Source organism: Billgrantia sp. C5P2 (genome assembly GCF_051062895.2).
Window position 1 is genome coordinate 4469807 of sequence record NZ_CM128542.1, and the last position, 19855, is coordinate 4489661.

General features: G+C 64.9%; 16 protein-coding genes and 2 tRNA genes. 1 reads left to right on the forward strand and 17 read right to left on the reverse strand.

Translation table 11 applies throughout. The features are described from left to right. Positions 1-26: 26 nt before the first annotated feature. The 15 genes from pnp to rlmE form a co-directional block, all read right to left on the reverse strand. A complete protein-coding gene (gene pnp / locus ACRWQA_RS20830; protein ID WP_263584028.1) occupies positions 27-2159 on the reverse strand; it encodes a polyribonucleotide nucleotidyltransferase in 2133 nt (710 codons plus the stop codon). Positions 2160-2357: 198 nt separating this feature from the next. Beyond that, the gene (rpsO, locus tag ACRWQA_RS20835) at positions 2358-2627 is read right to left on the reverse strand and encodes a 30S ribosomal protein S15 (RefSeq protein ID WP_263581617.1); all 270 of its coding nucleotides are present in this window, start codon (positions 2625-2627) and stop codon (positions 2358-2360) included. A gap of 102 nt (positions 2628-2729) precedes the next feature. Further along, on the reverse strand, positions 2730-3647 hold the full coding sequence (truB, locus tag ACRWQA_RS20840; protein ID WP_434231520.1) for a tRNA pseudouridine(55) synthase TruB: 918 nt from the start codon (positions 3645-3647) through the stop codon (positions 2730-2732). Further along, positions 3647-4063: a 30S ribosome-binding factor RbfA gene (gene rbfA / locus ACRWQA_RS20845; protein ID WP_263581619.1), complete on the reverse strand. Its 417-nt coding sequence runs from the start codon at positions 4061-4063 to the stop codon at positions 3647-3649. The genes truB and rbfA overlap by 1 nt, the downstream gene beginning before the upstream one ends. Positions 4064-4081: 18 nt before the next feature. After that, positions 4082-6613: a translation initiation factor IF-2 gene (gene infB / locus ACRWQA_RS20850; RefSeq protein WP_434231522.1), complete on the reverse strand. Its 2532-nt coding sequence runs from the start codon at positions 6611-6613 to the stop codon at positions 4082-4084. 27 nt (positions 6614-6640) lie between these two features. Continuing rightward, positions 6641-8134 carry a transcription termination factor NusA gene (nusA, locus tag ACRWQA_RS20855; protein ID WP_263581621.1) on the reverse strand — a complete coding sequence of 498 codons (1494 nt, stop codon included), beginning with the start codon at positions 8132-8134 and terminating at the stop codon, positions 6641-6643. A 52-nt stretch (positions 8135-8186) separates the two neighbouring features. Continuing rightward, complete coding sequence (rimP, locus tag ACRWQA_RS20860) at positions 8187-8648, reverse strand: ribosome maturation factor RimP (RefSeq protein WP_263581622.1); 462 nt, start codon at positions 8646-8648, stop codon at positions 8187-8189. Between the two features lie 212 nt (positions 8649-8860). Next, positions 8861-8937: transfer RNA gene (locus ACRWQA_RS20865), tRNA-Met, on the reverse strand. A 121-nt stretch (positions 8938-9058) separates the two neighbouring features. Beyond that, a tRNA-Leu gene (locus tag ACRWQA_RS20870) sits at positions 9059-9145 on the reverse strand. Between the two features lie 24 nt (positions 9146-9169). Then, a complete protein-coding gene (secG, locus tag ACRWQA_RS20875) occupies positions 9170-9529 on the reverse strand; it encodes a preprotein translocase subunit SecG (protein WP_263581623.1) in 360 nt (119 codons plus the stop codon). Positions 9530-9533: 4 nt separating this feature from the next. Further along, positions 9534-10283: a triose-phosphate isomerase gene (gene tpiA / locus ACRWQA_RS20880; protein ID WP_434232751.1), complete on the reverse strand. Its 750-nt coding sequence runs from the start codon at positions 10281-10283 to the stop codon at positions 9534-9536. A gap of 72 nt (positions 10284-10355) precedes the next feature. Next, complete coding sequence (gene glmM / locus ACRWQA_RS20885; RefSeq protein WP_263581625.1) at positions 10356-11705, reverse strand: phosphoglucosamine mutase; 1350 nt, start codon at positions 11703-11705, stop codon at positions 10356-10358. Next, entirely contained in the window at positions 11698-12564 is an 867-nt protein-coding gene (folP, locus tag ACRWQA_RS20890) for a dihydropteroate synthase (protein ID WP_446326223.1), read from the reverse strand. The genes glmM and folP overlap by 8 nt, the downstream gene beginning before the upstream one ends. A gap of 84 nt (positions 12565-12648) precedes the next feature. Then, entirely contained in the window at positions 12649-14652 is a 2004-nt protein-coding gene (ftsH, locus tag ACRWQA_RS20895) for an ATP-dependent zinc metalloprotease FtsH (protein WP_263581626.1), read from the reverse strand. Between the two features lie 199 nt (positions 14653-14851). After that, entirely contained in the window at positions 14852-15508 is a 657-nt protein-coding gene (gene rlmE, locus ACRWQA_RS20900; RefSeq protein ID WP_434230968.1) for a 23S rRNA (uridine(2552)-2'-O)-methyltransferase RlmE, read from the reverse strand. A gap of 165 nt (positions 15509-15673) precedes the next feature. Here rlmE and yhbY point away from each other — a divergent pair, with 165 nt between their 5' ends. Then, complete coding sequence (gene yhbY, locus ACRWQA_RS20905; RefSeq protein WP_263581628.1) at positions 15674-16000, forward strand: ribosome assembly RNA-binding protein YhbY; 327 nt, start codon at positions 15674-15676, stop codon at positions 15998-16000. A 99-nt stretch (positions 16001-16099) separates the two neighbouring features. On the opposite strand, the gene greA is transcribed toward yhbY, so the two are convergent. Both greA and carB read right to left on the reverse strand, forming a co-directional pair. Further along, positions 16100-16576, reverse strand: coding sequence for a transcription elongation factor GreA (greA, locus tag ACRWQA_RS20910; RefSeq protein ID WP_263581629.1), 477 nt, complete (start codon positions 16574-16576; stop codon positions 16100-16102). Further along, positions 16573-19818 (reverse strand): carbamoyl-phosphate synthase large subunit, encoded by a 3246-nt coding sequence (gene carB, locus ACRWQA_RS20915; RefSeq protein ID WP_434230972.1) that lies wholly within the window; start codon positions 19816-19818, stop codon positions 16573-16575. Before carB ends, greA begins: the two co-directional genes overlap by 4 nt. Between the last annotated feature and the right edge of the window lie 37 nt (positions 19819-19855).

Sequence of the window (19855 nt, forward strand, 5' to 3'; positions counted from 1 at the left end):
GTTCGCTTTTCTGCTTCGAGTGACGCTTACAGCGCGGTCTCGGCCTGCTCGGATTCGAAGGCGGCCTTCTCTTCCGGCGTGATCTCCTTGATGGTGAGCTTCACGCGGTTGCGGTTGTCGATGTCGAGCACCTTGACCACCACCTCGTCACCCTCGTTGAGGAAATCGCGCACGTCGTTGACCCGCTCGGGCACGATCTGCGAGATGTGCACCAGGCCGTCGGTACCCGGCATGATGTTGATGAAGGCGCCGAAGTCGGCGATGCGTACCACCTTGCCGCGGTAGAGCTTGCCGATCTCGGCCTCGGCGGTGATCGACAGCACGATGTCGATGGCCTTCTTGGCCGCCGCCTTGTCCTCGGCGTAGATGCGCACGGTGCCATCGTCGTCCAGATCGATGGAAGCGCCGGTATCCTCGCAGATCTTGCGGATGGTGGCACCACCCTTGCCAATGACGTCGCGGATCTTCTCCGGGTCGATCTTGATGGTAGCCATCGAGGGCGCGTTCTCGGAGACCTCGGAGCGGCTCTGGTCGATCACCGTGTTCATCTGCTCGAGAATGTGCAGGCGGGCCTCATGGGCCTGCTGCAGGGCGACCTCCATGATCTCCTCGTTGATACCCTCGATCTTGATGTCCATCTGCAGGGCGGTGACGCCGGCAGCGCTGCCTGCCACCTTGAAGTCCATGTCGCCGAGGTGATCCTCGTCACCGAGAATGTCGGTGAGTACGGCAAAACCGTCGTCGTCCTTCACCAGACCCATGGCGATACCCGCGACCGGTGCCTTCATCGGCACGCCGGCATCCATCAGCGCCAGTGACGCACCGCACACCGAGGCCATGGAGCTCGAGCCGTTGGACTCGGTGATCTCCGATACCACGCGAATGGTGTAGGGGAAGTCCGCCTCGTCGGGCAGCATCGCCTGAACGCCACGCCGGGCCAGACGGCCGTGACCGATCTCGCGGCGCTTCGGGCCGCCCATGAAACCGGCCTCGCCCACGCTGTAGGGCGGGAAGTTGTAGTGCAGCAGGAAGCGGTCCTTGCGCTCGCCTTCCAGCGACTCGATCAACTGGGCATCGCGCAGGGTGCCCAGGGTCGCGATGACGATCGCCTGGGTCTCGCCGCGGGTGAAGATCGCCGAGCCGTGGGTCTTGGGCAGGCTGCCCACCTCGATGGCCAAGGGGCGCACGGTCTTCTGGTCGCGCCCGTCGATGCGTGGCTCGCCCCTGACGACGCGGCTACGCACCACGCGCTTCTCGAGGCCGGCGAAGGCACCCTTGACCTCGTCGGCGTCGAACTGGCCCTCTTCCTCACCGGCCAGTTGCTCGACCGCCTGCTCCTTGAGCGCGGCGAGGGCGTCCTGACGGGCCATCTTGTCGGTGATGCGGTAGGCTTCGCCGACCTTGGCCTCGAAGGCCGTGGCAATGGCCTGCTTGAGCGCCGTGTTTTCCGCGGGTGGCTGCCAGTCCCACTTGGGCTTGCCGGCTTCGGCGACGAGCTCGTTGATGGCGCGGATGGCGACCTGCATCTCCTGATGGCCGAAGAGTACGGCCCCCAGCATTTCATCCTCGAGCAGTTCATCGGCCTCGGACTCGACCATCAGCACGGCCTTCTCGGTACCAGCGACGACCATGTCCAGCTCTGAGCCAGTCAGTTCTTCCACGGTGGGGTTGAGGAAATATCCCTTGTCCTCATTGAAGCCGACGCGTGCGGCAGCGATGGGGCCCTTGAACGGCACGCCGGAGATCGACAGCGCCGCGGAGGTGCCGAGCATGGCGGCAATGTCGGGGTCATGGTTGCGGTCGGTGGAGAGCACCGTACAGATGACCTGCACCTCGTTCATGAAGCCCTTGGGAAACAGCGGGCGAATCGGGCGGTCGATCAGCCGCGAGGTGAGGGTCTCCTTTTCGGTGGGACGCCCCTCGCGCTTGAAGAAGCCGCCGGGGATCTTGCCCACCGCGTAGGTCTTCTCCTGATAGAACACCGCCAGGGGGAAGAAGTCCTGGCCTGGCTTGACGTCCTTCTTGGCGACCACGGTGCACAACACCACGGTGTCATCCATGGTGACCATGACGGCAGCGGTGGCCTGGCGAGCGATACGCCCGGTTTCCAGGGTGACGGTGCTGCGACCGTACTGAAACGTTTTCTTGACCGGATTCACGGCGACTTCCTTCAACTTGTCTCTACTCATGTATGGGTCTTTTGACTCGGCGACCATTTTAGGGGTTGACGCGCGTGAGAGCCACCTATACCACCGTTTTCGGCCCCGGAAACGCAAAACGGGCAGCCCCCTGTGGGGCTGCCCGTTTCGAAGTGCCGTAGAAAAAAGCGAATTTCGCGTTACGAAATACCCTTTTTCTTAGCGGCGCAGGCCGAGGCGCTGGATAAGAGCCTGATAGCGCGAGAGATCCTTGCGCTTCAGGTAGTCCAGCAGTTTGCGGCGCTGGTTGACCATGCGGATCAGACCACGACGGGAGTGGTGATCCTGCTTGTTGGTCTTGAAGTGATCCTGCAGGCCGTCGATATTGGCGCTCAGCAGGGCCACCTGAACCTCGGGGGAACCGGTGTCGTTGTCGCCTCGGCCGTATTCCTTGACGATTTCGGCCTTCTGTTCAGCGGTAAGTGCCATCTGTTTCTCCAGTAAGCAATATGCCTGAAACGTGAATTTGTGAGACCACGCATATTTGCAGTCTCGGGCGTTTCTCCTTGTGAGACGCGATCAAGCCGCGTCTCAGTCGGCTGCCGTACTGAGCAGCCGCTTGGGAGCCACCTCCTGTGGCCCCTTCACCACGCCGAGGCCGATGAAGACCTCGCCGCTGTAGAGTCTCGCCGTCGCCCCAGGGGCGAGAGCGGTAGGCTCGACGCCGGCCGCCTGGCCGTGCATGAGCCGCTGTCTTGCCGCTTCATTCACATCGAGCCGCGGCAGGTGCGCCACCAGCACGTCGACCGGCAGCAACGCGGCCTCGCGCTCGCTCTGGCCCGGCAACGCCTCGAGGGCATCCAGGGCCAGCATCCCCTCGCTATCGAAGGGGCCGGTGGCGAGCCGGCGCAGGGCGGTGATATGCGCCCCACAGCCGAGCGCACGACCGATATCCTCGGCCAGGGTGCGGATGTAGGTGCCCTTGCTGACCCGCGCTTCGAGCTCGAAGGCATCGCTCTCGAAGGCAAGAAGCCGGGCATGATACACCGTCACACGCCGTACTGCACGCTCGACGCTCTTGCCCTCGCGGGCCAGCTCGTAGAGCTTGCGCCCTTGATGCTTGAGCGCAGAGTACATTGGCGGCGTCTGGTCGATCTCACCGCGAAAGCGCTCGAGCACCCGCTCGACGTCCTCGGCCGTGAGTGGCGGCACATCGCAGCGCTCGACCACTTCGCCCTCGGCGTCACCGGTATCGGTCACCGCGCCGAGCTGCACCCGGGTGCGGTAGACCTTGTCGGCCTCGAGCAGGTGGGCCGAGAACTTGGTCGCCTCGCCCAGGCACACCGGCAGCAGCCCGGTCGCCATGGGGTCCAGCGTGCCGGTGTGGCCCGCCTTCTGCGCCTGCAGCAGACGCCGGGCCCGCTGCAGGGCGTGATTGCTCGAGGCGCCCTTGGGCTTGTCGAGCAGCAGCACGCCGTTGACCGGCAGGCCGCGACGCCGCCGCGCCATCAGCCGCGCTCTCCCTCGTCGCCGCCACCCGGCTCGCCTTCCTCGTCAGGATGACGGGAACGGTCGCTTTCGACCGCCTCGTCGATCAGCGAAGAGAGCCGTTGACCGCGCACCACGCTTTCATCGTAGTGGAAGCGCAGTTCCGGCACGTGGCGCAGCTTGATGCGCCGGGCGATCTGGCTGCGCAGGAAGCCTGCCGCCTGCTTGAGTACCTTGAGGTTCTCCTTGATGCGCTCGGGGCTATCCTCGCCCAGCAGGGTCACGTAAACGTCGGCATAGCCGAGGTCACGGCTGACCGTGACCCCACTGACGGTGACCATGCCCAGGCGCGGGTCCTTGACCTCGCGCTGGATCAGCACGGCCAGCTCCTTCTGCAGCTGGTCACCGACCCGGTCGGTACGCTTGAACTCCCGCATGCTCCACTCCCGCTGCGATTACAGCGTCCGCTCGACCTTGACCTGATCGAAGACTTCGATCTTGTCGCCGACCTGGACGTCGTTGTAGTTCTTCACGCCGATGCCGCACTCCATGCCGCTACGCACTTCGTTGACATCGTCCTTGAAGCGACGCAGCGACTCGAGCTCGCCCTCGTAGATGACCACGTTGTCGCGCAGTACGCGGATCTTCTTGTTGCGATGCACGCTGCCCTCGACCACCATGCAGCCGGCCACGGCGCCGATCTTGGGCGCGCGGAAGACGTCGCGGACCTCGGCCACACCGACGATCTCTTCCTTCCACTCAGGTGCCAGCATGCCGCTCATGGCCTGCTTGACCTCATCGATGAGCTGGTAGATGACGCTGTAGTAGCGCAGATCCAGCCCCTCGCGCTCGATGATCTCGCGGGCAGCAGCATCGGCACGCACGTTGAAGCCGACCACGATGGCTTCGGAGGCCAGCGCCAGGTTGGCGTCGGTACCGGTGATGCCGCCCACGCCTGAGGAGACCACGGCCACCTGCACTTCCTCGGTGGAGAGCTCTTCGAGGGCACCCTTGATCGCTTCCAGCGAGCCCTGCACATCGGCCTTGAGCACGATGTTGACCTTGGCCACCTCGTCCTGGCCCATCTGGCTGAACATGTTCTCCAGCTTGGCCTTCTGTTGGCGGGCCAGACGCACTTCGCGATACTTGCCCTGACGGAAGTTGGCAACCTCGCGAGCCTTCTTCTCATCGGCCACGACCATGAAATCGTCACCGGCATCCGGGGTACCGTCGAGGCCCTGGATCTCCACCGGCATGGCGGGACCCGCCTCCTCGACCTGCTGGCCGAGCTCGTTGGTCAGCGCACGCACGCGGCCGTAGTGCAAGCCGGCGAGAACGATGTCACCGCGCTTCAGAGTGCCGTTCTGCACCAGCACGGTGGCCACCGGGCCACGCCCCCTGTCGAGACGCGACTCGACCACAACGCCCTTGCCTGGCGCTTCCGGCACCGCCTTGAGCTCGAGCACCTCGGAGACCAACTGGATCGCTTCCAGCAATTCCTCGATGCCTTCGCCGGTATGTGCGGAGACGTGCACGAACTGGGTGTCGCCGCCCCACTCCTCGGAGATCACGCCGTGCTGCGAGAGCTCGTTCTTGATTCGGTCCAGGTCGATGCCCTGCTTATCGATCTTGTTGACCGCCACCACCATGGGCACTTCGGCCGCCTTGGAGTGCTCGATCGCCTCGACCGTCTGCGGCATGACGCCGTCGTCGGCCGCCACCACCAGGATGACGACGTCAGTGGCCTTGGCACCGCGGGCACGCATGGCGGTGAACGCCGCGTGGCCAGGGGTATCGAGGAAGGTCACGCCGCCGTGCTGGTCCTCGACGTGGTAGGCACCGATGTGCTGGGTGATGCCGCCAGCCTCGCCGGTGGCCACCTTGGCCTTGCGGATGTAGTCGAGCAGCGAGGTCTTGCCGTGGTCGACGTGACCCATCACCGTGACCACCGGCGAACGGGTGATCTCCTCGCCCTCGTAGGAGATGCCTTCGAGCATTTCGGTCTCGAGCGCGTCGTCCTTGATCAGCTTGGGCTTGTGGCCCATCTCCTCGACCACGATGGCCGCGGTGTCCTGATCGATGGTCTGGTTGATGGTTACCGCCGCGCCCATGGTGAACATGGTCTTGATGACCTCGTTCGCCTTGATCGACATCTTGTCTGCCAGCTCGGCAACACTGATCGATTCGGGGATCGAGACCTCGCGCACGATCGGCTGCGTCGGCTTCTGGAAGCCGTGCTTGCCGCCGCCCTGGCTGCCCCCGCGGCGCCCGCCGCGGCGCTCGGCGCGCTTGACCTTCTTGCCACCGCCACGGCGACGCTCCTCGCGATCACCGCGGTCGTCCTCCTCGCGGTCGTGACGCCCCTTCTTGGCCGAAGCCTTCTTGGGCGGCGCGGTGCGGCGATCGGTGCGGCCCTCCTTGGGCGGCGCCGGCGGCTCGGATTCTCCGGCCGGCTCAGTGGACGCCTCCAACTCGGGAACCGGAACCTCGGGCTCGGCAGCAGCCCGGGACGGCTCGACCTTGGCTGCCTCCTCGCTGGCCGCCTGCTCGGCGGCACGCGCTTCGGCCTGCTCGGCTTCCAGTGCCTCCTGAGCCTCACGCTTGGCCTGCGAGTCGGCCATGTCGCCCACCAGCTGGCGCGGTCCGCTCTCTTCCACCAGCTCGGGCGCAGAGGCCTCTTCCTCCTCGGCACGCTTGACGTAGGTACGCTTCTTGCGCACCTGAACCTCGATGGTCTTGCCCCGCTCCCCGGTCTTGATCCGGCTGCGAGTCTTGCGCGTCAGCGTGATACGGTTGCGCGCGCCGGCACCAGCGCCGCTACCGCCATGACTCTTGGTCAGGTAGTCGAGCAGCTTGCGCTTGTCCTCTTCGGACACGGCATCGCTTTCGGACTTGTGCTCGAGCCCGGCTTCTTTCATCTGTTCCAGCAGGCGAGGCACGTCGCGCCCCACCTTCGCTGCAAAATCCTTAACGGTCATTTCCGACATCTCGACCCTCCTCAGCCCGTGACCCGTTTACTGTTCGTTCTCGAACCAGGGCGCACGGGCAGTCATGATCAGTGCTGCAGCGCGCTCCTCGTCCATGCCCTCAATGTCCATCAAATCGTCGACGGACTGCTCGGCGAGGTCCTCCATGGTGACGATGCCCCGGCTCGCCAGGATAAAGGCCAGGTGACGCTCCATGCCGTCCATCTCCAGCAGGTCGTCGGCCGGCTGTGCGCCGTCCAGCGCCTCCTCGGAGGCGATGGCCAGCGTCAGCAGCTCATCCTTGGCGCGAGCGCGCAATTCTTCCACCAACTCTTCGTCGAGCTCCTCGATCTCGAGGATCTCCTCGAGGGGCACGTAAGCGATTTCCTCCAGCGTGGTGAAGCCCTCCTCCACCAGCAGCCGGGCGAGGTCGTCCTCGATCTCCAGATGCTGAATGAAATGCTCGACCAGGCTATCGATCTCCTGCTCGCGCTTGTCTTCCGCCTCATCCTCGGTCATGACGTTGATTCGCCAGCCGGTGAGTTCGGAGGCCAGACGTACGTTCTGGCCACTGCGGCCAATGGCCTGAGCCAAGTTGTCCTCGGCCACCGCCACGTCCATGGCGTGGGCATCCTCATCGACCAGGATCGAGCCGACGTCCGCCGGCGCCATGGCATTGATGACGAGCTGGGCGGGATTGTCGTCCCACAGGATGATGTCGACCCGCTCGTTCTGCAGCTCGCTCGATACCGCCTGGACGCGGGAACCGCGCATGCCCACGCAGGCGCCGACCGGATCGATGCGGCGGTCGTTGGTCTTGACCGCAATCTTGGCCCGCGAGCCAGGGTCACGCGCCGCGCCCTTAATCTCGATGAGCTGCTCGGCAATCTCCGGCACCTCGATCTTGAACAGCTCGATGATCAGTTCGGGGCAGGTGCGCGACAGGATCAGCTGGGCGCCGCGCGCCTCGGCATCGACCTTGGTCAGCAGCGCACGTACACGGTCATTCATGCGGTAGCGCTCGCCGGGGATCATCTCGCTACGCGGCAGGAAGGCCTCGGCATTGTCGCCCAGATCGATGATCAGGCCGTCGCGGGTGGTCTTCTTGACGATGCCGGCCACCAGCTCGCCTTCGCGTTCGGCATACTGCCGTACCACTTCGGCACGCTCGGCCTCGCGCACCTTCTGCACGATGACCTGCTTGGCGGTCTGGGCCGCAATGCGCCCGAAAGCGGCGTTCTCGATCTGCTCCTCGACCACGTCGCCCAGCGTGAGCGGGGGATCGCGGCGCTCGGCGAAGGACTGCTTGATCTCGGCGTCAGGGTTCTCGAACTCGTCATCCTCCACCACTTCCCAGCGGCGGAAGGTCTCGTAGTCGCCGGTTTGGCGATCGATGTGCACGCGTACGCTGACCTCGTGCCCTTCGAAGCGCTTGCGTGACGCACTCGCCAGTGCCGCTTCGACGGCCTCGAAGATCACTTGGCGCGGAACGCCCTTCTCATTTGAGATCGCATCCACGACCGTCAGAATTTCTTTACTCATGCCTATGCCTCGCCAGAAAACCTGTTCTTGTGCACCAGCCTTGGCCGGCGACTCAGTCTTCGAACCGGGGAACCACCCGCGCCTGATCGATGCTTTCGATCGGAAAGCAGTACTCTTCGCCGTCCAGTTGCAGCAGCACCTCGTCTTCCTCGACGCCGGCCAGCAACCCCTGGAACTTGCGCCGCCCGTCGAACGGTACGCGCAGCTTCAGCGCCACCTGATGTCCGGCAAACCGTGCGAACTGGTCGAGGGTGAAGAGCGGACGGTCCATGCCCGGCGACGACACCTCCAGGCGATACTCCCCGGGAATGGGATCCTCCACGTCGAGCACGGCACTGACCTGGCGACTGACATCGGCGCAGTGATCCACGCTCACACCGTCGGCATGATCAATGTAGATCACAAGGCGGGAGTGCTTGCCCTGGGGGCGATAATCGATGCCCCAGAGCTCGAAACCCATGGCGGTTACCACCGGCTCGATCAGCGCATACAGCGCAGCGTCCTTGAGTGCCACAGAGAAAGCTCCTACAGCCGTTGCATCAGGCACCTGGCCGGGAGTGAACAGGAAAGCTAGGTGGCTGATTGGCGTTGCCCGAACAAGCACTGCCGGCCGGAACCGGCAGTATGCTGCTAACAAAAAGCCCCTTCACAGGAAGGGGCCTTTCACAAGAAACCTGTAGTACCACTTACGGCATCTTGCATCCCATTCGGACGCTTGCCGGAAGATGGTAGCGGGGACCGGATTTGAACCGATGACCTTCGGGTTATGAGCCCGACGAGCTACCAGACTGCTCCACCCCGCAACATTCCAGGTCGGCGATTGTAGGCGCGATACAGGCCTAAGTCAAGCCGGCGCCTACATTCTTCCTGGTGCCAATCCTGCTTCTGACGACTCGCGACCCCATGGGACCGCAGCGTTTCAGATGGTGCCGAAGGCGGGACTTGAACCCGCACGACCATAAGGTCACTACCCCCTCAAGATAGCGTGTCTACCAATTCCACCACTTCGGCTTGTTTGACTGCCGGAACCGCGACTCAGCCGTCGCTTTCCTCCAGCACTGGCGCGGTATTATCCACGTCATTGGCGTCGTCGTCAAGCGTCGGCAACCCGCGCTGCTGCTCGATCAGGCGCGAGTCGGGAATGCCCGCTTCAGGTGCCTGGCCCGCCTGGCTGGCAAAATAGGCCAGGGTCAGCGAGGTGGCGAAGAAAGCTGCCGCGAGTAACGCAGTGGTACGCGACAGGAAACTGCCTGAGCCGCGCGAGCCGAACACGGTCTGCGAGGCGCCACCACCGAAGGCGGCGCCGGCTTCGGCACCCTTGCCCTGCTGTAGCAGGATGAGAACGACCAGGGCGATGGCGATCGCCACGTGGATCATGAGAATGGCAACTTGCATGGGTTCAACCTGCTGACTGACAAATGGCTAGGAAATCGTCGACCTTGAGCGAAGCGCCGCCCACCAGGCCGCCGTCGATGTCGGGCTGAGCCAACAGCTCAGCCGCGTTGCCGGCGTTCATGCTGCCGCCGTACAGCAGGCGCAGGCCTGCCGCGAGTTCACGGTCGAAGCCGGCCTGGTATTCCCGGATGGCGGCCATGACCTCCTGAGCCTGCCCCGGCGAAGCGGTGCGCCCGGTCCCGATGGCCCAGACCGGTTCGTAGGCAATGATCACACGCTCGCGCTGACCGGGTTCCAGGCGCGCCATCACGTAGCCCACCTGGCGTAGCACGACTTCCAGGGTCTTGCCCGCGTCACGCTCCTCGAGGGTCTCGCCGACGCACAGGATCGGCGTGATATCGGCGTTCAGCGCCGCCAGCAGCCGATCATGCACGGCCTCGTCGTCTTCGCGGTAGAGCTGGCGGCGCTCGGAATGACCCGCCAGAGCGTATTCGACGCCGAACTCCTTGAGCATTCGACCGCTCACCTCGCCGGTACGGGCACCGGAGTGGAGCGGATTCAATGTCTGAGCACCCAGCCGCAGCGCAGTGCCGTCGAAGGCGCGTCGCGCCGCATCCAGGTAGGGAAAGGGCGGCAGGATGACCACGTCCAGCGGCGCCGGGAGCGTCGCTTCGGCAAAGGCACGGCCGAACTCTTCGACCAGCGCGGCCGAACCGTTCATCTTCCAGTTCCCGGCGATCAGCGGCGTTCGCATTCGGCGTCCTCTTTCAAAGTGGAGCGAAATGGTATAGGAGGTGCCAGGCCAAGACAACCGTCGCAGCGGATGTCAACCCAACTCGTTCTCGACCTGTGAGGCCAGGCGGCTCGCCAACCCTTCGACATCGAGGTGCGCCCGACCTTCGACCATCACACGAATCAGCGGTTCGGTGCCGGACGGGCGCAGCAGCACGCGGCCCTCGGCGCCCAGCTCCGCCTCCACGCCGGCCACTGCCTCCTGAACGGCCGGACTCGCCATCAGCGCCTTGGCATCGCTGCCCGGCGTCAGACGCACGTTGACCAGCACCTGGGGTACCTTCTCCAGCCCGGCCAGCAAGGTCTGGAGCGGCTTGCCCTCGCTGACCATGAGTGCCAGGACCTGCAGCGCCGACACGATACCGTCACCGGTGCTCTGCACGTCGGCACAGACGATATGACCGGAGGATTCGCCGCCGAGCTGCCAACCGTTGGCGGCCAATCGCTCCACCACATAGCGGTCGCCCACCTTGGCGCGCTCGAAGGGAATGCCCATCTCCTCGAGCGCCATGGCCAGCCCGAAATTGGTCATCAGGGTACCGACCACGCCGCCGATCAGTTGGCCGCGCTCGTGACGGTCGCGGGCGATCAGGTAGAGGATGTCGTCGCCGTCGATCTCGCGCCCGTTGGCATCGACCATCAGCACCCGATCACCGTCACCGTCGAAGGCGATGCCCAGATCGGCGCTTTGCTGGATCACCGCGGCGCGCAGCGTGGCCGGCGAGGTGGAGCCGACGTCGCGATTGATGTTGAGGCCGTCGGGGGTGGCCCCGACCAGACTGACTTCGGCGCCGAGTTCGCGAAACACGCTGGGAGCGATGTGGTAAGTGGCGCCGTGGGCGCAGTCAAGCACCATGCGCAGCCCGTGCAGGCTGACGCGATTGGGGATGGTCGACTTGCAGAATTCGATGTAGCGGCCTGCGGCATCGTCGATACGCATCGCCTTGCCCAGCTTGCCCGCCGCCACCGTGGTCAACGGTTCATCGAGCATTGCTTCGATGCGCTCTTCGATCGCATCGGCGAGCTTGGTCCCTTCACTGGAGAAGAACTTGATGCCGTTGTCGGCAAAGGGGTTGTGCGAGGCCGAGATGACGATCCCGGCATCGGCGCGGAAGGTCCGCGTCAGGTAGGCGATACCCGGCGTGGGCATCGGCCCCAGCAGCGCCACGTCGACGCCGGCCGCCGATAGCCCCGCCTCGAGCGCCGATTCGAACATGTAGCCCGAGATGCGCGTGTCCTTGCCGATCAATACCCTCGAGCGACCCGACTCACGCGCCAGCACCCGACCCATGGCCCAGCCCAGCTTGAGCATGAAGTCCGGGGTGATGGGGTACTCGCCGACCGTTCCGCGTATGCCATCCGTACCGAAGTATTTTCTAGTCATTCTCGCAGCCTTCCCTTAGCACGGCCCAGGTCATGTTCACGGCGTCCATGGTCGGGCCAACGTCATGGACGCGAAGAATGCGGGCACCCCGCTCGACCGCCAGCGACGCCAGCGCCAGACCGCCGGGCAGGCGCTCCTCCACCGGTCGCCCCAGCACCTTGCCGATCAAGCTCTTGCGCGACAGCCCCACCAGCAGCGGCAGGTTCAGGCGGGACAAGCGATCCATGCGCTTGAGCAGGCGCAGGTTATGCTCGACGGTCTTGCCGAAACCGAAGCCGGGGTCGAGCAACAGGCGCTCGCTGCGCAGCCCGGCGGCCTCGCAGGCCGCCACGCGCGCTTCGAGAAAGCCGATGACCGCCTCTTCGATGGGGGCATCATAACGGGGCGCCTGCTGCATGTCCTGCGGCTCGCCCTGCATGTGCATCAGGCACACCGGCAGGCCTGTGCCCAGTGCCGCTTCCAATGCTCCCTCGCGCGTGAGGGCGCGCACGTCGTTGATCATGCCGGCGCCCAGCGCTGCGGCTTGACGCATCACCTCGGGATTGCTGGTATCCACCGACACCAGCGCATCGAGTTCGCAGACCAGCCGCTCGACCACCGGCGCCACCCGGTCCAGCTCCTGCTGCGTCGTGACCGCCTGGGCTCCCGGGCGGGTCGATTCTCCACCCACGTCGATGATCGCCGCCCCCTCGGCCAGCATGCGCTCGGCATGGCGCAGCGCGTCGTCGATGGCGACATGGCGACCGCCATCGGAGAAAGAGTCGGGAGTGACGTTGAGTATGCCCATGACCCGGGGGTAGGAGAGGTCGAGGCGATGCCGCCCACAGGGCAGCCAGGTCGGCGAGGGGGTGTCGGTCATGTCATGGATCCTATGGCACGGGCCTGGACACGGGAGCACACGGCAAAGGCGCCCCGATGGGGCGCCTGGCTTCATGCCGGGTCGTCACGACCCGGCTGGACCGCCCAGCGGGTCGGAGGGACGGCGGCGCGGCTCCTCGTCTTCGTCCTCGTCACCACGATCGCCATCGCCGTCGGTCGGTTCCTGAACGGGCTCGTCGGCGCCCTTGGGCTCGGCCTCGCCGGTAACGGGAGCGCCGCTGCCGGAGTCACCGTCCTCCCAGTCCTTGGGCGGCCGCGGCTTGCGGCCTTCCATGATGTCGCGAAGCTGGTCGGCATCGATGGTCTCGTACTGCATCAGCGCCTCGGCCATGGCATCGAGCTTGTCGCGGTTCTCCTCGAGGATCTGCTGCGCCTTGGCGTAGCACTCGTCGATGATCTTGCGTACTTCCTTGTCGAGGCGGGTGGTGGTTTCGCCGGATTTGAGCTTGCCGCCGCTCTGGCCCGGGCCGCCGAGGAACTGGTGCGACTCGTCCTCGTCGTACATGATCGGCCCCATCTCCTCGGAGAGGCCCCACTTGGCGACCATGTTGTGGGCCAGCTCGGTGGCGCGCTTGATGTCGTTGGAGGCCCCGGTAGTGACGCCATTCGGCCCCAGCGTCATCTCCTCGGCAATGCGTCCGCCGAACAGCGAGCAGATCTGGCTGATGATCTGCTGGCGCGACAGGCTGTAGCGATCGGCCTCGGGCAGGAACATGGTCACGCCCAGGGCGCGGCCACGCGGGATGATGGTGACCTTGTAGACCGGGTCGTGTTCCGGCATCACCAGGCCGATGATGGCGTGGCCCGACTCGTGATAGGCGGTGTTGAGCTTCTCCTTGTCGGTCATGACCATGGAGCGGCGCTCGGCGCCCATCATGATCTTGTCCTTGGCCAGCTCCAGCTCCTCCATGCCGACCAGGCGCTTGTTGCGCCGCGCGGCGAACAGCGCCCCCTCGTTGACCAGATTGGCCAGATCGGCGCCGGAGAAGCCCGGCGTGCCGCGCGCTATCAGCGACGGCTTGACGTCATCGGCCAGCGGGACCTTGCGCAGGTGCACGTTGAGGATGTGCTCGCGACCGCGGATATCGGGCAGCGGCACCACCACCTGGCGGTCGAAGCGGCCCGGGCGCAGCAGCGCCGGATCAAGCACGTCGGGACGGTTGGTGGCGGCGATGACGATGATGCCTTCGTTGGCCTCGAAGCCGTCCATCTCCACCAGCAGTTGGTTCAAGGTCTGCTCACGCTCGTCGTTGCCGCCGCCCATACCTGCACCGCGCGAACGACCCACGGCGTCGATCTCGTCGATGAAGATGATACAGGGCGCCTGCTTCTTGGCCTGTTCGAACATGTCGCGCACGCGGGAAGCGCCCACACCGACGAACATCTCGACGAAGTCGGAACCGGAAATCGAGAAGAACGGCACCTTGGCCTCGCCGGCGATGGACTTCGCCAGCAGCGTCTTGCCCGTGCCCGGCGGGCCCACCATCAGTACGCCGCGGGGTATGGTGCCGCCCAGGCGCTGGAACTTGGAGGGGTCGCGCAGGAAGTCGACCAGTTCCTCGACCTCCTCCTTGGCCTCGTCACAGCCGGCCACGTCGGCGAAAGTGGTCTTGATCTGGTCCTGGGAGAGCAGCTTGGCCTTCGACTTGCCGAAGCTCATCGGCCCACCCTTGCCACCGGCGCCGCCCTGCATCTGCCGCATGAAGAACATGAAGATGGCGAGAATCAGCAGGATCGGGAAACTGGCGATCAGCAGGCGCGTCCACAGGCTCTGCTGCTGCGGCTCACGGCCGATGACGGTCACGTTGTTGGAGAGCAGGTCATCCATCAGCTTGGGGTCTTCCGCCGCCGGCCGGATGGTCTGGAACTGCGAACCGTCGGCACGCTCACCATTGATGGTGTAGCCATCGATGGTCACGCTGCGGATCTGCTGGTTCTGCACCTGCTGGACGAACTGCGAGTAGTTCATCGTCTGCGGCGTGCCATCGACGGAAAAGTTGTTGAACACCGTCAGCAGCACTGCCGCGATGACCAACCACAGGATCAGGTTCTTCGCCATATCGTTCAAGGGACCACCCTCATTGCAAGCATCTCTCGGCCATAACGCCTGGCATTATTGACCACAGGCGGGCATGGCATGTTCCACCCCGACCTTCCTGGCCCCACTGTGACACAGTTGGGCCGCGCTGTCCGGTCATTGCACCGTTAGTCTGTCGCTATCAGGACCAGTCTGGCTGGTCGGGAAATGCCGAGCCGATGAAACCGACTCAGCCACGGAAACCATCCGCCAGCAGGTAGACTTCGCGCGAACGGGCGCGAGAGGCTTCCGGCTTGCGTGTCACCACCTTGGAAAAGCTGTCGCGCAGCTCCTTCAGGTAGGCATCGAAACCCTCGCCCTGGAACACCTTGGCCAGGAATCGGCCACCGGGACGCAGGGTCTGGCGCGCCAGGTCCAGGGCCAGCTCCACCAGGTACATCGCCTGGGGCTGGTCGATGGCGCTCATGCCACTCATATTGGGGGCCATGTCGGACATCACAAGGTCTACCGGCCGACCGTCCAGCACAGCGAGGATCGCCTCGAGCACGGCCTCCTCGGTGAAGTCGCCCTGGATGAATTCGACGCCGGCCAGGGCGTCCATCTCGAGGATATCGGAAGCGATCACCATGCCCCGATCGCCGACCTTGTCCGCCGCCACCTGGCTCCACCCGCCGGGCACCGCCCCCAGATCGATCACCGTCATGCCCGGCTTGAACAGGCGATCCTTCTCGTCGAGCGCAAGCAGCTTGTAGCTGGCGCGACTGCGATAACCGTCCTGCCAGCTCTGCTGCACGAAACGATCATCGAAGTGCTCCCTGAGCCAGGAGGCCGAACTCTTGCTGGCAGCCTGCTTGCCACCGCGGGGCGAGGAAGTGGATCGGACCACACGATCACCTTGACTGAAGATTCCGAACGTTGCGTAGGCACGCCGGCCCGGTTCGGTATGACGCGGAGCTGGCCGAGGCCGAACTCAGGCCTCGCCATGCTTTCGCCGGCGCGCATTTCACCGTACCATGGCAGGTTACGCGCAACCGGGAAGACGCAAGATACCATGAGCTTGTCACAGGCACAAAAGAAAGCATTCCGCAGCATCGGTCACCATCTCAACCCGGTGGTAACGGTGTCGGAGAACGGTGTTTCCGAGGGCGTGCTGGCCGAACTCGACCGGGCGCTGGCCGACCACGAGCTGATCAAGGTGAAGCTGGCCCTGCCGGAGCGCGACGACCGCACCGCCATGCTCGAGGAACTGCTGGCCGCCAGCGGTGCCGAGCGCGTGCAGACCATCGGCAAGATGGCGCTGCTCTACCGCAGGAACCCCCAGGCCAACCCGAAGCTGTCCAACGTCAAGCGCTTCGAGGGGCACCACGGCCGGCACTAGGCGCTGACGCGCCGGCGCCGAGCCTCGGGCTGCGAGCACTCCACAAAAAAGCCCGCGACACTTTGTCGCGGGCTTTTTCACTGGCGCGTAGCTCGTCGCTCAGAGATGCCGAACGCTGGCGACCTCGTACTCCACCTCGCCGCCCGGCGTGGCGACCACCACCACGTCGCCCTCCTCCTTGCCGATCAGGGCACGGGCGATGGGCGAGGTGACGGAGATCTTGCCGCTCTTGATGTTGGCCTCATCCTCGCCGACGATCTGGTAGGCGACCTCCTCGTCGTTATTGAGATTGATCAGCTCGACGGTGACGCCGAAAATCACCTTGCCGGTCTGGGGCAGCTTCTGCACGTCGATCACCTGGGCATTGGAGAGCTTGCTCTCGATCTCCTGGATCCGTCCCTCGATGAACCCCTGCTGCTCGCGCGCCGCATGGTATTCGGCGTTCTCCTTCAAATCGCCGTGCTCGCGCGCCTCGGCAATGGCGTTGATCACCCGAGGACGCTCGACACCCTTGAGCTGTTCCAGCTCCTCACGCAGGCGTGCCTCGCCTGCGACGGTCATCGGGACTTTATTCATTGTGTCGCTCCTGCATGCAGTTCCTGTAACCGCCGCACCGTAATCGCGTTGCCATATTCGAGCGCCATGCAAACGGCACTGGCCCCGGCCAGGGTGGTGGCATAGGGCACCTTGCGGGCGAGCGCGGTACGACGGATCACCGAGGAGTCGTTGATGGCCTGACGCCCCTCGGTGGTATTGACGATATAGGCGATGTCGTCGTTCTTGAGCAGATCGACGATATGCGGACGGCCTTCGTAAACCTTGTTGACGACCTCCACCTCGAGCCCGGCGGCTTCGAGGGCGACAGCGGTGCCGCGGGTCGCGCACAACGTGAACCCCAATCCTAGCAGAGAACGGGCGATCTCGATAACGCCGACCTTGTCCGGGTCGCGCACCGAGAGGAACGCCTTGCGCTCGCCTTCGAGCTTGGGAATCGCCTCGCCGGCCCCCAGCTGCGCCTTGTAAAAGGCCTCGGCGAAGGTCTCGCCCGAGCCCATCACCTCACCAGTGGACTTCATCTCCGGCGACAGGATGGGGTCGACACCGGGGAACTTGTTGAACGGGAACACCGCCTCCTTGACGCTATAGAAGTGCGGCACGATCTCGCGGGTGAAGCCCTGCTCGGCCAAGGACTTGCCGGCCATGCAGCGGGCGGCGATCTGGGCCAGCGAAGTGCCGATGCACTTGGAGACGAAGGGTGCAGTGCGCGAGGCGCGCGGGTTGACCTCGATGACGTAGATCTCTCCATCCTGCCACGCCAGCTGGACGTTCATCAGGCCTACCACGCCGAGCTCGACCGCCATGCGCTTGACCTGGTCGCGCATCTCGTCCTGTACGTCGGCGGGCAGCGAGTAGGGCGGCAGCGCACAGGCGGAGTCGCCGGAATGCACGCCGGCCTGCTCGATGTGCTGCATGATGCCGCCGATCACCACCTCGTGACCGTCGGAGACGGCGTCGATGTCGATCTCGATGGCGGCGTTGAGGAAGTGGTCGAGCAGCACCGGCGAGTCGTTGGAGACCTTCACCGCGTGGGTCATGTAGTTCTCGAGCTCGGAGGCGTCGTAGACGATCTCCATGGCGCGGCCGCCGAGCACATAGCTCGGGCGCACCACCAGCGGGTAGCCGATCGCCTCGGCCTTGGCGAAGGCCTCGTCGAAGCTGCGCGCGGTGGCGTTGGGCGGCTGCTTGAGGCCCAGCTTGTCGATCATCTGCTGGAAGCGCTCGCGGTCCTCGGCGCGGTCGATGGCATCAGGCGTGGTGCCGATGATCGGCACACCGGCAGCCTCGAGCTCGCGGGCCAGCTTGAGCGGGGTCTGGCCGCCGAACTGCACGATCACGCCGACCGGCTGCTCCTTGTCGGCGATTTCCAGCACATCCTCCAGGGTGACCGGCTCGAAGTAGAGACGGTCGGAAGTATCGTAGTCGGTAGAGACGGTCTCGGGGTTGCAGTTGACCATGATGGTCTCATAGCCGTCGTCGCGCATGGCGAAGGCGGCATGGACGCAGCAGTAGTCGAACTCGATGCCCTGGCCGATACGGTTGGGCCCGCCGCCCAGCACCATGATCTTCCGGCGATCGGAGACATCGGCCTCGCACTCCTCCTCGTAGGTGGAGTACATGTAGGCGGTGTTTGATGCGAACTCGGCGGCGCAGGTGTCGACGCGCTTGTAGACCGGGCGGATGCCGGCCTTCTGGCGCGTGCGGCGGAACTCCTTCTCGGAGACCCCGAGCAGCCCGGCCAGGCGCGCGTCACTGAAGCCCTTGCGCTTGAGGCCGAACAGCTCACGCGGGGTGAAATCGGAGAGCGAGCGCTTGGCCACGTCCTGCTCGATGCGCACCAGCTCCTCGAGCTGGACCAGGAACCAGGGGTCGATCCTGGTCAGGGTGAAGATCTCCTCCACGCTCATACCGGCGCGCATGGCGTCGGCGATGAAGAAGATGCGCTCGGCGCCGGCCGCCTGCAGCTCGCCCTTGATGTGGGCCATGGCGTCGTCGCTGAACTCCCCGGCCTTGAATTCAGGAAACTTGGGGTCGAGGCCGTCGTTGCCGGTCTCGAGCCCGCGCAGCGCCTTCTGCAGCGACTCCTGGAAGGTGCGACCGATGGCCATCACCTCGCCCACCGACTTCATCTGGGTGGTGAGGCGATCGTTGGCCTGGGGGAACTTCTCGAAGGTGAAGCGCGGAATCTTGGTGACCACGTAGTCGATCGACGGCTCGAACGAGGCCGGGGTGCGCCCGCCGGTAATGTCGTTGGAGAGCTCGTCCAGGGTGTAGCCCACCGCCAGCTTGGCGGCGATCTTGGCGATCGGGAAGCCGGTGGCCTTGGAGGCCAGCGCCGAGGAGCGCGACACCCGAGGGTTCATCTCGATCACGACCATGCGACCGGTCTGCGGGTCGACACCGAACTGCACGTTGGAGCCGCCGGTCTCGACACCGATCTCGCGCAGCACCGCCAGCGAGGCGTCGCGCATGATCTGGTACTCCTTGTCGGTCAGCGTCTGCGCCGGGGCCACGGTGATGGAGTCGCCGGTGTGCACGCCCATGGGGTCGAAGTTCTCGATCGCACAGACGATGATGCAGTTGTCGTTCTTGTCGCGAACGACCTCCATCTCGTACTCCTTCCAACCCAGCAGCGACTCGTCGATCAGCAGCTCATGGTTGTTGGAGAGCTCGAAACCGCGGGTACAGATCTCCTCGAACTCCTCCTTGTTGTAGGCCACGCCGCCGCCGGAGCCGCCCATGGTGTAGGAGGGGCGGATGATCACCGGGAAACCCAGCGACTCCTGGATGCGCCAGGCCTCCACCATGGAGTGCGCCACCTCGGCCTTGGGGCACTCCAGGCCGATGCGCTTCATGGCCTGGTCGAACAGGTCGCGATCCTCGGCCTTGTTGATGGCATCGGCGTTGGCGCCGATCATCTCCACCCCGTACTTCTCGAGCACGCCGTGCTTGTCGAGCTCGAGCGCGCAGTTGAGCGCGGTCTGGCCGCCCATGGTGGGCAGGATGGCGTCGGGGCGCTCGGCCTCGATGATCTTCTCCACCGCCTGCCAGGTGATCGGCTCGATGTAGGTGGCGTCGGCCATCGCCGGGTCGGTCATGATGGTGGCCGGGTTGGAGTTGACCAGGATGACCCGGAAGCCCTCCTCGCGCAGCGCCTTGCAGGCCTGGGCGCCGGAGTAGTCGAACTCGCACGCCTGGCCGATGACGATGGGGCCGGCGCCAATGATCAGGATACTGTTGATGTCGGTACGCTTGGGCATGTCGGTTCCCGCAAAATATGGTGACGAATGGCGACGT